Consider the following 14,455-nt stretch of genomic DNA (forward strand, 5'->3'; position numbering starts at 1 on the left):
TATGTCCGGTACCCATATTCATAGACAAGCTCAGCCTTTTTTTCTTAAAGGGGATAGCCGGGTGGCCTTGCTCTTTATCCACGGCTTTACCGCTTCACCTTCCGAGCTCTACCCGGTTGCGGAATTGCTGCATCAGCTCTGCGCTTGCAGCATAAGCGGCTTACTATTGCCGGGCCATGGAAGCAGGCCGGAGGACTTGAACCTTTGCCGCTGGCAGGACTGGTTTGCCGCCGTAAAAACAGCATTATTGAATTTGCAGGAGGAATATGCCGAAGTTTTCGTGGTGGGTCTTTCCATGGGAGGACTGCTGGCATTGTACTCCGGACTTCATGTACCAGGCGTCTGTGGGGTATCATCCATAAACGCCCCCGTTTTTCAGCGCTCCACCCTGACGACCGCCCTGGCTCCTCTTATCAAAATATTCCGGCCTTACTGGCCCAAGCAGGAGCAGGGACGGCAGCGGCAACTGGAAGCAGAGGGAAGGTTCGCCTACGACTGCTTTCCCCTGCACGCTTTTCAGAGTATGATGGAATTGCGAAATCAGGTGGTGCGGGAGCTGGGAGATTTGAAAGTTCCTGTGCTTATAATGCAGTCGCAAAATGATGAGGTGGTGAAAAGCGAAAGTGGCAGGTATTTGGCCGCACAGCTTCGCCATAGGGAGGCAAGGCTGGTGGAATTAGAGAATTCCGAACATGTTGCTACCATGGGACCAGAGAAGAAGAAAATTGCCCACGAATTGGCCGAGTTTATAACGAGGTGAAGACCTGCTACGCCTGCCACGGGGAAGGTTCTTCTGGCTGGTTCAGGTTTACGCATTATCCCTTATTTCTCGCACTAATCCCTAAATGGCCGGGGGCTGCAACCACCGATGAAAACAAGGCAAAGTGATTCCAGTATTCTTTTGACGCAGATTTACGCAGATTCAATATGATTTACGCAGATATTTTTCTTATGTCTATCAGCGTCAATCTGCGCCCGAAGGGTCAGCGTCCTTCAGCGTCAAAAAGTTTATTTTCTTACTAACCCCCCATGGCCGGAGGCCACAACCACCGATGAAAAGTAGGTTAGTAGGGGTTTGAATAGTAAGATGTAGTAGGAAATAACTTGAACCCCTCACTCCTCATTTTTCCACTAGTCATAAGATAAATTTGCTGAAATTAGCTTTGAGAAAGGAGATAAGAAATATGCAAAGAGAGGAAGCTCTGGAATTATTGCAGAAGCACCTGCATAACGAAAATCTCTTCCATCATTCCCTGGCGGTAGAAGCCATAATGCAGGGTTTGGCGGAAAGCTTGGGTGAAGATGTGGAAGAATTCGCCCTGGCCGGACTGCTGCATGATATTGATTATGATATTACGGTAGACGATCTGGAAAAACATTCGCTGTTGGGTGCTCAAATCCTGGAAGAAAACGGCCTGCCTGCGGATGTGGTCTATGCGGTGAAGGTACATAACGAAAGGCACGGCTTGGAGCGCCTGAGCTTGCTGGATCGAGCCCTTTATGCCGCCGACCCGGTAAGCGGCTTCATAACTGCGGCAGCCCTGGTAAGGCCGGATAAGAAACTTGCGGAAGTGCAGCTTAAATCTCTTAAGAAGCGCTTCAAGGAAAAAGCCTTTGCCCGGGGAGCCAGCCGAGAGCAGATGGCTAGCTGCTCTGAGCTGGGATTGGAGTTGGATGAGTTTCTAAGCATAGCCCTGGAAAGCTGTAAAAAGATTGCCCCGCAGCTGGGACTCTAATTAATAAAACGCTCAAGATTTTTAACTTTTATTAGGGCGGGGAATAATAGCAGTAAAAGAGAGATAAGCTGGCTGTTTGTGAGAGTTCAGCACCTGGTCGTTCCAAATTTGTATTATTAGATTTTTACGCCAGCTCGGGAGGGAAGGCGGTGCAGAATTCAGGAAAAAAAGCAGGATTATCGAGTCGGCAACTTTAGAAAAAACACCAGGAGGAATAAATGAATATATGATAAATAGGGATAGCATACTCGATTGTATGCACAAAGAAAGCTACAAGCCGTTGAGTTACCATGAACTAAAAGCGGTTTTTGGCATCAAAGATGTCGATGAAGACATTAAATTCAGCAAGATCGTGGGGAAACTGGAGAAAGAGGGAGAGATCGTTAAAACCCGGGCCGGAAAATTTGGCCTGCCGGAAATGATGAACCTGGTCAAAGGGATAATCCATATCAGCAAAAAGGGCTTTGGCGTTTTAGTACCTGATAAAGCAGGCCTTGGAGAGGTATTTGTCTACGGCAAGAAGCTCAACGGGGCTATGCATAATGACCGGGTGATGGTAAGGATACAGGAAAAGGGATATAATGGTCAGCGACCAGAGGGTACGGTCATCAGAATCCTGGCCCGCAATACCCGGGAACTGGTTGGGACCTTTACCAAAGGCCGCCACCTGCTGCAGGTGGTTCCGGATGATTCCCGGCAGATTTACCCTATCTATGTTAAAGCCTCGCGTAAATGGAAAGCCAAAGAAGGAGACAAGGTATTGGTCAGGATCAGCTCCTGGCCTGAACGGGACAAGGTGGCTGAGGGTAAAATCGTGGAAGTGTTGGGACGCAAGGGAGAAGCGGGTGTTGATCTTAAAGTTTTGGCCAAAAAACATGGTCTGCGCCTGGAGTTTCCCGACAATGTGATGGAAGAAGCTCGTAATGTAGCCGTTGAGGTCAATGCGGAAGAGATATCCCGGCGCCGCGACTTGCGGGAATGGCGTATGGTCACCATTGATGGTGAAGATGCCAAGGATCTGGATGATGCTGTTTCCATTGAAAAAACTTCGAAAGGCTACAAGCTGGGGGTGCATATTGCTGATGTCTCCCATTATGTTAAAGAAGACTGCAAGTTGGACCGGGAAGCCTTTAAGCGCGGCACCAGTGTTTACCTGATAGATAAAGTTCTGCCCATGCTGCCGGTGGAATTATCCAATAATATTTGCAGCCTCAATCCTCAGGTCGAGCGCCTGGCTATAAGCTGTATAATGGATATTGATTCCTGGGGACAGGTAGTGGATTACGAGATCGTAAAGTCGGTAATCCAGATAAATGAACGCATGACTTACAGTGATGTAAACCGTATTCTGGCCGATAATCCCCCGGCTTTAAAGGAGCGCTACGGGGAACTGGTAGAGGATTTCTTCCTGATGAAAGAACTATCTGATATCCTGCGCCGTTCCCGCTTAAATCGGGGGATGCTGGATTTTGATTTCCCCGAAAGCAAGGTGATAGTAGACGAAGAGGGTTTTCCCCTGGAAGTCAAAAGAGCCGAGCGCGGTCCGGGTGAAATGCTGATAGAAGATTTTATGATAAAAGCCAATGAAGTGGTAGCGGAACACCTGCATAATCTGGGGCTTCCCGTCTTGTATCGGGTCCATGAAAAACCGGATGAAGAAGCTATAAGCGAGTTAAACAAGGTGTTGGCGGTATTTGGGCATAAGATAAAAGGACATAAAGTCAGCCCCATGCTTTTTCAAGGGATACTGGCTGACATTAAAGGCCAGCCGGAGGAGCAAATGATTTCCTTGATGATTTTACGCTCCATGAAACATGCTTCCTATCTGCCCGAGCCCCGGGGTCATTTTGGTCTGGCTTCCCCCTACTACTGCCATTTTACCAGTCCTATCCGGCGTTATCCCGACCTTATAGTTCACCGGGTGCTCAGCAGCCTTTTGGATGGGGGTATGACTACCCGTAAGAAGAGCAGCCTGGAAAAGAAGATGACTATTTATGGAGAACAATCCAGCCTGCAGGAGATGAAAGCCGAGGAGGCGGAAAGAGAGCTCCTGGATGTGAAAAAGGCCCAATATATGTCCCAGTTTGTAGGTGATGAATTCTCAGCTCGCATCTCTTCCGTGCAAGCCTTTGGTTTTTTTGTAGCCCTGGAAAACACCGTAGAGGGTCTGGTGCATATCTCCAGCATAGCTGATGATTACTACCTGTTTAGTGATCGTACCTATACTCTGCGTGGCCGGCATAGCGGGAGAAAATTTGCTATCGGCGATCAAGTTCGGGTGCAACTGGTTAGAGTGGATGTGGATGAAGGCAAGATCGATTTTGAATTGCTCCAGGATGAGTAAAAGCGTTTCACCTCCCATACCTACTAACTTTTTTCATCCCGGCACTCAGAAACGATAATGCTTAATAGACATATCGAGGTTTGGCTGAGTGCCAGGGAGTGTGTCAACAAGCCCGTCCCCCTGTCATTCAGCCCTGGGTAGCCTTGACGGAAGCGATGAATCTGAGCTATAATAAGAGCGTAGGCAATAGAAAAACCCTGGTCTCAGCAACAGCTTTTGGCCCGAGACGAGGGTTTGTTTTATCTTTAATAGCTTGAGGTGTGAAAGATGGGCAAGAAGGGCAAAGGGATCAAGCCGGTGGTGGACAACCGCCGCGCCCGCTATGAATATCATATTAAAGAAAACCTGGAAGCCGGTCTGGTACTGGTGGGGACCGAAGTCAAATCACTGCGCATGGGTAAAGCCAACCTGCGCGATGCCTATGCTGTGGTTAAGGATGGGGAGATCTGGGTCAATAATTTCCATATCAGCCCCTATGACAAAGGCAACCAGTTCAACCATGATCCTCTGCGGCCCAAAAAGCTACTTTTGCACCGGCGGGAAATAAACCGTCTGTATGCTTTACAGAGGGAAAAAGGCCTGACCCTGATTCCCTTGAAGATTTACTTCAAAGAAGGCCGGGCCAAAATGGATCTGGCGGTAGCAGTAGGGAAAAAACTTTATGACAAGCGCGAGGATATAGCCAGCCGCGATGCCTGGCGCGATATGGAGCGCAGCCTGAAAGAGAGGAACCGTGCTTAGGGTTGGCCCGGCAGTTCCTTGACATTATGGATAACAGGGTTTATCATGGCTTTTGCAGTCAGTATTAATTAATATGGGGGCGTACTGGTTTCGACGGGGGATAAGATGGGTTGAGCAGCGAGCCGAGTTGTCGCCAGCTCGTTAAAAAGGTGAAAACTTAAATTAACTGCAGAAGATAATTTTGCATTAGCCGCTTAAGCGGCTCGTCCGGCCAGGTTTCCTAACGGCCTGGTGCAGGGCGTCACTTAGTTAGGGTACCCTTAAGCCTTCTTTCTCGAGGGGTTTTATGGGGAAAACAATCGGGGATAGCTTGAAGGGAGCCTGTCCGCGGGCGCCCGGATGGCGAAGCTCAAAACACGGACTGCGCTCGGAGATACTCAGCTGGTCTTTCTTGCGGACGGGGGTTCGACTCCCCCCGCCTCCACCAGATTATCTACCATCTATTGATAAAAAGGATTTTATCGGTAGGTGGTTTTTATTTTGCCCTGAAAAGCCAGTAATAAGGCCGTTTCTTCACTTTGGCGGAGCGGATCACATAGTTTTGTGGTATGGTATTTTACCGATGAAAAGATATAACCTCTGCATTTTTCCGTGGAGTTTGCAGGGGTAATCGATCAGTATCCTGCCAGCCGGGAAAAAAACCTGGCAGGTTGCTACAATAATAAGCATTCTGACTAACGAAAAATATAAGGGTGACGCACTGCTGCAAAAGCTTCACGGTGGATTTTCTCACCAAAACCACCAAAGTCAACGAGGGTGAGGTTCCTCAATACTATGTGCAGAACAAGCCATCCCGCCATTATTAAGCCTGATGAATTTGATACGGTGCAGCTTGAAATGGAACGGCGTAAAAGGCTCGGCAGGCCGGTCAGCTGTCACAGCCCGTTCTCGGCAAAAATCATTTGCGGTGAGTGTGGCGGTTTTTATGGTTCCAGGTCTGGGTATCAAACACCAAATATCGGCGTACGGTATGGCGGTGAAATAAGAAGTATAAAAACTATAGGCCTTGGCAGTCATTGATAAAGTCATAATTCATGATGCTGATGACGGTACGGTAATTAAAGTTTAATAATTATAAACAACTAATCCGCAGGGCTGGCTACCATTCCGTTGTGTGGATTTTATAGTTTCTTTCTGAAGAGTGCTATCTTGACAGTAAAGCTAAAGAATGAGCAAAAAGATGTTGACATTAGGTAACATGTTGCATATAATGCAAACGTAACATGTTACCTTAATTAAATTTGCGAGGTTGTACTATGAATCAATTAGAACAGAAGGCATACATTTTCGGGACGATATTTGCATTGTCAAACAAATTGCAGGTGATTGGGGATAAATTTGATAAAAATATCACCATTAAACAGTGGTTGCTCCTAGTAAGTATTTCAAAATTCGAGGAACCACCGACAATAAGTGAAGTAGCCAACTATGTTGGCTATTCTCGCCAAAATGCCAAGCGAATGGCGGCTGTGCTGCAGGAACGAGGCTTTGTAACCATAGCCAAAGATGAAAACGATGCACGAGCTCTTCGCATTGCACGGACGCCAAAGTGTATAGAATACTTTGCCGGGCGCGATCAGAGGGAATTGGAATTCCTGGAGGAGATTTTCAATGGATTTGATGCTGAATTAACCGCTGGTTTTTATCAGGGCTTATCCAGGATTGAAAAAAATATTGCAACGATGATAGATAATGATGCAAACGACAGCTAAGGGTTTATCGTGTCATCGAGATAAAACCAAATCAGAATTTGCCAAGGATTCAAACCCAACCCTAGAAAAATGGCTGTGTATAGACAACTATGGTGCGGTTTTACTATATGGCGTAAAGCCGAGTATATGAGGAGGGGCTGGCATAAATAAAAAAGGTATCCGAAATCTAGGGTTATTTATTTCCATTGTTATTATAAGCGGGTGGTTAGGGGTCTTGGTTGATTCTGTCCTCACCGAGCAGCCCGAAGGTGATTCTCTTGGTATGGGTGTATGGTTGGTATTACCTATGCTGACTGCCTTGGTAATCATTTTAATTTCACGGTTCAGTTGGAAAGAGCTTGGCTTAAAACCGAACTTTAAAGGCAATGTAAAATGGTACCTGGCTTCGATTCTTATTTTCCCGGTTGTAACAGCCATCGTTATGCTAATTGGAGCAACCACGAATTGGATAGACTTGTCCGCATTTGCTCTCAGACCTTTTATTGTCGCGTTTGGCAGTACTATGTTCGTTAATTTTATTATTGATATCTTTGAAGAGACTGCCTGGCGCGGTTATCTGACTTCCCAACTTCTCAAACTAAATCTTAATGACTGGAAGCTATATCTTATCGTCGGCTGTGTGTGGGCCGCATGGCATATTCCATATTATTTGGTTTTTTTGCCGGAGGCAGATATACAAGCGGTAATGCCAGTCAGTCGGGCTATCTATGTTGTCGTTGCTTTTACCACTTTCTTATGCTGGACGGTGATGTTTACTGAACTTTTCCGGGTAACAAAGTCAGTCTGGCCCTGTGTTATATTGCATACGGTGGAGGATTCACTTATAAATTTGTTAGTTATATCAGGTTATATCAGCATTGCTGTCGGAAAAGAAATACTGGTTTCCCCTATCAATGGAATCATTGCTTCAATTTTGTATTTAGCTGTTGGGCTGGGAATAAGAGCCTATAGAATAAAAGCTTATGGAATGCGATCAGACCAAATCCTTATTAGTAAAGAGTGTTCGGGATGAGGAATAATGAGCGATCCAGCGGTCCATGGATTGAAGGTGTGTATGGATAGCGCCCATATTGAACTGACCGTTTAAGGAGTTGATTTTTTATGAAAAGAGGTAAAAAAAATATGGTTTGGATCCTAGCGGTTGCAGCGTTAATTGCCGGCATATTGATATGGTTTATCGTTCCTTATTCACCTACTAAAGCAGAATTTGCTAAATTGACCAGCTATCAAATGACTAAAACGATGACCCAAGGCGGGATTATTACTTCCGAAGATATTGCAGAACTGCCCCTGCCAGTGCAGAAGCATTTTCAGTATTGCGGATATATTGGTAAATCCAAAATGTCGAATATGAATGTGCATTTTAACGATGTTGATTTTGTGTTAACACCAGACAAACCAAAGCTGAAAATAAAATACACCCAGTATAACTTCGTAGCAGAACCAGAAAGATTTGCTTGTATTAATACAAGTTTGTATGGTATCCCTTTCGAAGGTATTGATGCTTACCAGAATGGTGCAGGTTCCATGAAAGGTGTTATTGCCAAAACTTTTACTTTATTTGATCAAAAGGGTGAAGCGATGGATCAAGCCAGTCTGGTTACCTGCCTGGCTGAAAGCTTGCTATTACCTACCTTAGCCCTGCAAGAATATATTAGCTGGGAAGAGATTGACGAAACTCACGCTCAGGCAGTGATAAATTATTACGGAATATCAGCCAGTGGAATCTTTACCTTTGACGATAATGGCGCCATGACCAGGTTCACTACCAATGACCGTGAATATACCGATACCAAAGGCAATAGTCAAAAGGTAAAGTGGTCGGCAGTCTGTGGAGATTATGAAGAGGTTGATGGAATCAAGTATCCATCAAATCTAAAAGCCGTATGGCACTTAGAAACTGGAGACCTGGTATATTTTGATGGCCGAGATATAACCGTAAAATACGATGTGTCCAAGTGAGCCGATCGCTTTATTAAATGGGGGTAAGAAGAATGAGAATATGCAGCCAGTGTCGATCGGAAATGATTAAGTGGTATCCCGCAATGCACTTGCGGCCTTAATTTCATGTTTGCTTACTATATGGTACGCCCCGATGCGTATGCTATATGGATTGGCATCCTTACTTCATGTAGCGCTTCAGTTCTTCATAGAAGTTTTCGCGGGTGCCTGCAAGGATAACAACAACGGTTTCGCCATCTTGTTCAACAATGGTATAGGCCAACTCGTAGTTGGTTTTATTGTGGAAGATATCGCAGCAATATACGCCGCTAAGATCACCGGTTTTAGGTTCACCATAATAAGGATTCCTTAGAATCTGATCGACAATGGCTTGAAATTTTTCTTTTAGCGGTTTCTCTTTAAGCTTTTTAAGATAGCGTGCGGCAGGAGGCAAAACGACTAATTTGGTCATCAGTCTGCCTCCGAGCCGAAGACATCTTCATAGTTATCGCTTGATGCGTGGCCCTCAGCTGCAAGACGGGCCTCCTCAAGCAAGCGTTCCACAGCGGGACGAACTTGGCGACGGGTTTCCTTAAACTTATCTAGCAGTTCTTGTCCGGAAAGACCTTGGGATATTAAATCAGCCAAAATCTGTTCGTCAAATTCTCCGCCGCTTTCCCGAACGGGACGGATGACGATGGCATTGTTTTGGACATAGCATTCTACTTCCTTGTCAATGCCGACGCTGTTATAGAACTCAATCGGTATGGTTATCTGGCGTTTCTGAGACACCGAGATGCGTTTCTTTATCATAGGATTTTCTCCTTTGGTTTTAACTTGAGACATTACTGTTCCTCCTTTGGTAGTCTATGCTGATCCAAAAGAAAATATACAAAGAATCTTTGATTAATCATAGCAAAGAAACAAGGAAAACTCAAGTGTAGGGGGGCAGTTTTTGGATGGGAAATTAAATTAGACTTTCCTTTCAATAAAATGTTTAGTTAGCTTTTAATACTGTTAAATCTCGCTTAAGTTCTTTTAACGCATAGGTTAACAGTGCATGAATGCTCTTTAGATAGTCGATTCGTTCCTGTGATGCATTAGCCTCTAACAGAAGCTGATTACGAAGGGATTTCTCTATGGTCATAGCTTCATCATACAAAATCTGTTCTTTTTGTTTAATTTTCTTTCTCCTAAAAACCAGAAAGAAAATAGATCCAACTAGAGCTAATAGCCCATCATTAAGATTTGCTGTCAAGTATGGCAGATGTGAACTTATAAAGGTGTCGGCAGCATCCTCAGATGGTATATATTCTTCGGGATTGTTTGATTTGCTTGTACCGTATGCATAAATAGCCCGAAAAGAAATATCCGCTTCAGTAATAGTTTGAAGGGTTATCCTAAGTACATTAGCAATTTCGCTGCTGCTAATAACCCGATCTTGTTCTTTTAATGCCCTGGAGGCCTCGGTAATAACTATCTCAACCGGTTTTAGTGAGTTTATTGTCGTAAAATTCAAATCAGGCAATAACATTTTCTCTTCTCTTCCTTCCTTTGCTGTAATCAGTGGACAAGGAACCTGTCCCCCTTGACCCTCACCAGTCTTCTTATTAGAAATATCTATCAATTCCAAGGTGCCTACAAAAATAACAGGTTCTTATCCCACCATATGCAAATGTGGGTTCAATAACTTCGAAATTCGGACAATTATGATTGCTGCTCTCATAAGGTCAAATCATTGATTTTTATAATTTCTTATTTGGTGGTAATAGTAAAACAGTCTCCTGGAGCCTCTCCTATATAAACAACCTTTCCATTTTCGGGAAGCTTCACTGTTTGATTACCGTTTACCGTAGAATAGTAAACACAGGACTCTTCATCATAAACAGCAAATGACGCGTTTTCCGGCAAATTAACAGTCATTGTTTTACCGGCATCATTTTGGCTGATAGTATACCATCGAGCATATCCGTTCTCCTGGATTGTGCAGATAGCATTATCCCCCGCATACATATTGACCATATCTTTTTCACTAATAAAAATCGAGCCAGCATTTGAAAGATATTCTTTCCCGTCAATATTTGAAATATCAAGGGTTCCTAAATCGCGGCCTGACATAAGAGGAATTTGTACATCCTGCCAAGCCGTATCAGAATCAACAATTTTATATTGTCCGGCATAGCCTGGCAATTCTTTATTGGTGGTGATTTCAAAATGCGAGCTTTCCAGCTTATGATAAGCCTGACTTTGAGGAATTTCATTTACAATATAATATTGATGTCACTGCCAAATAGGCGTGTTTTCCTTAAGCTCAACCTTATGGTAAAATTTTTCAGTACATTGATAATAGATTTTACTTGAAAAATGAGCTTTTTGGGACCAAATTAACCCATACTAAGAACCATAATTGTCATTTTCACCCTTTTAATTTGGATTTGGGCACAATAACCCCTTTGTTTTTATCTTTGGTTTTTTGATCTGTTTGGTTAAAGCCCTAAATATCTGTTTGAAATTATGACCAATTACCTTAAAACCTATTTGTAAGGTACATTTGATTTTACCGCGCACTCTTAATCTTTTTGCACCCTGGCATCCTTTGATGGCCGAATTTGTTCCCTCAATCGCAGCGCGTTTGCTGATGTTTTCGTGTTTTATGTGAGGATCGTTTACTGTTTCCCGTACTTGAGATGCCAGTATGGATTTCTTGGATATCCTTACTACCATATCTCTCTTCTGTTCCTTTAGAGGACAATTGCACCGATGAGGACAGTTATTACAGACTTCTTTAGGAAAATGACTAGTAGTTATCTTGGTTTTGCTATTGTACTTGCTGCTGCTGGGAATTTGGCCTCCCGGACACTGTACCATTTCCATATCTTTGTTAAAGACAAAGTGATGAGCTGGTAGCTGTCCTTCGGGGGCTGTTTTGCCAGTCATATCAGTGTAATGGAGCTGGATTTCTATACCTTTGGAGTTGGCTTTATTTATCACATTCTCTCCGTAGTAACCGCCATCAGCGTAAATATCGCTGGCATTGGTATTATCTTTGATAATATCCATACGGTCCTGAAATATTTCTACATCGCTCTTGTTATTGGGTTCGACTGTGTAATCAACTATAATCTGAACATCATTTTCGCTATTACAGGTTTCGGTGAATGTGGCTGTATAACCCGATTCTTTTTTCCCGGCCTTATCCCGGTAAGTAGCATCTGTATCATACGCTGATTGTAGTGAATCGGAACTGACTTCTTTGCTTGCTTTGGCTTTGAATCGCCCGCTGTTTTCATCGCAATTAGCCTGTTCATTGAGGAAGCGCAGCAGGATTTTCACCTTTTCTAAATCAGCGATAGTTTTATGGTTTTGGGATAGGACATATATTTCACTCATTAAATCCAGTACAGCCTGTAATCTACTGTCTAACTGGCTATTCTTGGTCTGGTATAATAATTTGTTCTTGAAGGAATCTTCCAGTACTTTGTTTAGATTCTCGCTGCGATAAGCGACGGGTATGGCTCTTACTGCTTGTGCCAGTACATCATGAGCCAGGGAAAGACGACCGGCTTTCTTGATATTGGGACTAATTAAAGTGGAATCTATGCGTAGTTCATCAGTTTTAAGCCCGACTAAACCAAGGAAATTCCGGGTAAGTATTTCAAACTGTTGAAAAGCCAGAGCCTCCTTTTCGGGATATTCTTTGGAATAACGAACCACTCTCTCTCGAAAGTTGTACAAGGTCCGTTCTCCCAAGTATATTTCACCGATATTTTCTATTCCCAGAGCATATTGTACCTGGTAATTAAAATAGTACTGATCTAGCAGTTCCTGGTCAGTGTAATCAAACAAGTGTTTAATAATCTCCAGGCCTACTAGTATATTGATAGGAAAGTTGGGCCTTCCCCATTCCAAACTATAGAGCGGAGCAAATAGTTCTTCTCTAATAAGGCAGAAGACCTGTTCATAAAATACCATTGACCAGGAATTTTTAAGCCGTTTAGCTACAACGGAGTTGAACCGCTGGAAATCGCTAAATACTTTTCCTTGAAGATGATCATTATTTGGCTTAAACAATTTGAAAAACCTCCGAATTTCTGGTTTATCGTTGTGTTTCTTCTATTTTCTCTATAATACTTCGCTATTCGGTAAGGTTTTTCCTGCTTGCTGATACGACTTTTTTGACTTTTTGCAGTGACATCAATATTTTGTTCCGTTTCGTTCATCCCATGCTTTTTGCGATACATCATCTATAATATTAGGCTCTATTTTCTCATACTCATATGAAGTCATAATCGTCTGTCCCAAATTAGGCAAATTAAAAATTTGGTTGATCTGTATATATGTTTTTCCATTTGCCTCATTCACAAAAGTCAACTTTTTGCTACCATCTTCGTTGACAAATACACCTTCAGATGTATAAAGATAAATTTCATCAGGTATATCTTTATGCGATAAAGCCGAAATAGTGATTTTCCCCTCTGTTCCAACACTTACATTCATAACCATGGCGTTGTTAGCATAGATACCTGCATATGAAGTTTGTTCTAATGGCATCGAGGATAAGACTGGTGCTTGAAGGTCTCCAGGTGGAATAATTTTTGTAATATCATTTTCGGCTAACAAGGTTTTAAGAAGCAATGTTTGACCCATTACTTGTCCGCAAAAGCTGGAACCGCCTGATAACACAGCCGCAAAAGCCATATTGTATTCAGGAAGCACTATCATGCTGCCATGATACAAGCCTGTATCACCGCCCTTTATTAATGCTTGAATATTATATTGGCTGTATGGATATGCATCAACTGAATCCCAGCCTAAACCATAGCCAAAAAGTCCTTCGTTTTGTTCAGGCCCTATACCCCTCAGATACTCTTTTTGCATCGTCCTGGTCTTTGCCTCCTGAGATAATAGTTTTGCCGCAGCTGCATATCCCGGGTCGTTCATATAGGCTTGTCCCAATCGGCATAAGTCTTCAGCTGTTGAGTATACTCCGCCTGCTCCGATCATATTTAAAGTTTCAATAGGTGTTTCTTCTTCATTTTTAAATGTTCTTGCAAGACGATTTCTATCAAAGTCATCTTGAGGTGTTTTGGTATTAGTCATGCCAAGAGGTTCCGTAATATTTTTCTTTATAAATTCTGAAAAACTCATGCCGCTAACCTTTTCAACAACAAGCTCTGCCAGGGTAAATCCGTCATTGCAATAAACTGAAAATTCTCCTGGATCTCCCTTTAATTTTTGTTGGGCAAGCTCTTTTAAAAAATTATCATGATTAAGTGTAGTTGGGTAATCATACATTCCACTGTTAACATAGAGGCTACCCATTATTCCCGAAGAATGGTTTAAAAGCATCCTTACAGTTATTTCTTTATAGCGTTCATCTGCCATTTTAAATTCTGGAAGATAGGTTGCGACTGGTTCATCTAAGTTCAATTTACCTTGATCTGAAAGCAGCATTATGGCAGTGGTAGGAAACATTTTGCTTATTGAACCTATTCCAAATATTGATTTATTATCTAAGGTCTTGACATTAGCTTTGTGAAAGATTCCGGATGTACCTGAAACGACAATTTTCCCATCAGAAATCAATGCATACTGAACTCCTGAAACATTATAGTCATTTACAAGAACTTCAGCCAATTCATTTGCTGATTTTTTGACATCAGTATAAATATCGTTTTCACCAAATGCGATGCTTGGAAAGATCATAAATATTGCCACCACTACATAAAACCAAGGTGTTTTTAGTTTTTTCATACTGTTGTCATCCTCCTTATTCCTTTTCTTTTTCCAGTTATCCTGGTTCTAGCCGCAGCAATCGCCCAATATTGCCCAGCTGTGTTTACATTATATTACCAGGCTAACAAAAAGGCTACAAATTTAACTAAAGAATGCGCAAAAAGATGTTGAATCGAGGAAACCCCGACAATAAGTGAAGTAGCCAACTATGTTGGCATCGGAAATGATTAAGTGGTATCCCGCAA

At 43.0% G+C, this 14,455-nt stretch carries 14 protein-coding genes and 1 other RNA gene; 9 read left to right on the forward strand and 6 right to left on the reverse strand.

Features of this window, described 5'->3' with window-relative positions:
* Position 1 precedes the first annotated feature (1 nt).
* The 9 genes from SWOL_RS01440 (at position 2) to SWOL_RS01475 (ending at position 8,495) form a co-directional block, all read left to right on the forward strand.
* Positions 2-760 carry an alpha/beta hydrolase gene (locus tag SWOL_RS01440; protein WP_011639735.1) on the forward strand — a complete coding sequence of 253 codons (759 nt, stop codon included), beginning with the start codon at positions 2-4 and terminating at the stop codon, positions 758-760.
* Between the two features lie 424 nt (positions 761-1,184).
* Positions 1,185-1,736 carry an HD domain-containing protein gene (locus tag SWOL_RS01445; RefSeq protein ID WP_011639736.1) on the forward strand — a complete coding sequence of 184 codons (552 nt, stop codon included), beginning with the start codon at positions 1,185-1,187 and terminating at the stop codon, positions 1,734-1,736.
* Positions 1,737-1,962: 226 nt separating this feature from the next.
* Positions 1,963-4,080, forward strand: a complete 2,118-nt coding sequence (rnr, locus tag SWOL_RS01450) for a ribonuclease R (protein WP_011639737.1) — start codon at positions 1,963-1,965, stop codon at positions 4,078-4,080.
* Positions 4,081-4,347: 267 nt separating this feature from the next.
* Entirely contained in the window at positions 4,348-4,821 is a 474-nt protein-coding gene (gene smpB, locus SWOL_RS01455) for an SsrA-binding protein SmpB (RefSeq protein WP_011639738.1), read from the forward strand.
* A 75-nt stretch (positions 4,822-4,896) separates the two neighbouring features.
* Positions 4,897-5,248, forward strand: a transfer-messenger RNA (tmRNA) gene (ssrA, locus tag SWOL_RS13885).
* Between the two features lie 384 nt (positions 5,249-5,632).
* Complete coding sequence (locus SWOL_RS15345; RefSeq protein WP_207635312.1) at positions 5,633-5,806, forward strand: hypothetical protein; 174 nt, start codon at positions 5,633-5,635, stop codon at positions 5,804-5,806.
* A 271-nt stretch (positions 5,807-6,077) separates the two neighbouring features.
* Positions 6,078-6,533, forward strand: a complete 456-nt coding sequence (locus SWOL_RS01465; RefSeq protein WP_011639739.1) for a MarR family winged helix-turn-helix transcriptional regulator — start codon at positions 6,078-6,080, stop codon at positions 6,531-6,533.
* Between the two features lie 214 nt (positions 6,534-6,747).
* Complete coding sequence (locus tag SWOL_RS01470) at positions 6,748-7,545, forward strand: CPBP family intramembrane glutamic endopeptidase (RefSeq protein WP_011639740.1); 798 nt, start codon at positions 6,748-6,750, stop codon at positions 7,543-7,545.
* Between the two features lie 89 nt (positions 7,546-7,634).
* The gene (locus tag SWOL_RS01475) at positions 7,635-8,495 is read left to right on the forward strand and encodes a DUF6544 family protein (protein WP_011639741.1); all 861 of its coding nucleotides are present in this window, start codon (positions 7,635-7,637) and stop codon (positions 8,493-8,495) included.
* Positions 8,496-8,655: 160 nt separating this feature from the next.
* Here SWOL_RS01475 and SWOL_RS01480 read toward each other — a convergent pair whose 3' ends face one another.
* From SWOL_RS01480 to SWOL_RS01505, 6 genes are all read right to left on the reverse strand, one after another.
* On the reverse strand, positions 8,656-8,946 hold the full coding sequence (locus tag SWOL_RS01480) for a type II toxin-antitoxin system RelE/ParE family toxin (RefSeq protein WP_011639742.1): 291 nt from the start codon (positions 8,944-8,946) through the stop codon (positions 8,656-8,658).
* On the reverse strand, positions 8,946-9,320 hold the full coding sequence (locus SWOL_RS01485; RefSeq protein WP_011639743.1) for an AbrB/MazE/SpoVT family DNA-binding domain-containing protein: 375 nt from the start codon (positions 9,318-9,320) through the stop codon (positions 8,946-8,948). The genes SWOL_RS01480 and SWOL_RS01485 overlap by 1 nt, the downstream gene beginning before the upstream one ends.
* Positions 9,321-9,471: 151 nt before the next feature.
* Positions 9,472-10,107 carry a hypothetical protein gene (locus tag SWOL_RS01490; RefSeq protein ID WP_041427260.1) on the reverse strand — a complete coding sequence of 212 codons (636 nt, stop codon included), beginning with the start codon at positions 10,105-10,107 and terminating at the stop codon, positions 9,472-9,474.
* Positions 10,108-10,229: 122 nt separating this feature from the next.
* Positions 10,230-10,664: a hypothetical protein gene (locus SWOL_RS01495; RefSeq protein WP_011639745.1), complete on the reverse strand. Its 435-nt coding sequence runs from the start codon at positions 10,662-10,664 to the stop codon at positions 10,230-10,232.
* A gap of 234 nt (positions 10,665-10,898) precedes the next feature.
* The gene (locus tag SWOL_RS01500; RefSeq protein WP_011639746.1) at positions 10,899-12,545 is read right to left on the reverse strand and encodes a transposase; all 1,647 of its coding nucleotides are present in this window, start codon (positions 12,543-12,545) and stop codon (positions 10,899-10,901) included.
* Positions 12,546-12,668: 123 nt separating this feature from the next.
* Positions 12,669-14,228: a serine hydrolase domain-containing protein gene (locus SWOL_RS01505; RefSeq protein ID WP_011639747.1), complete on the reverse strand. Its 1,560-nt coding sequence runs from the start codon at positions 14,226-14,228 to the stop codon at positions 12,669-12,671.
* Positions 14,229-14,455: the final 227 nt, after the last annotated feature.

This window comes from Syntrophomonas wolfei subsp. wolfei str. Goettingen G311, from assembly GCF_000014725.1.
GTDB lineage: Bacteria > Bacillota > Syntrophomonadia > Syntrophomonadales > Syntrophomonadaceae > Syntrophomonas > Syntrophomonas wolfei.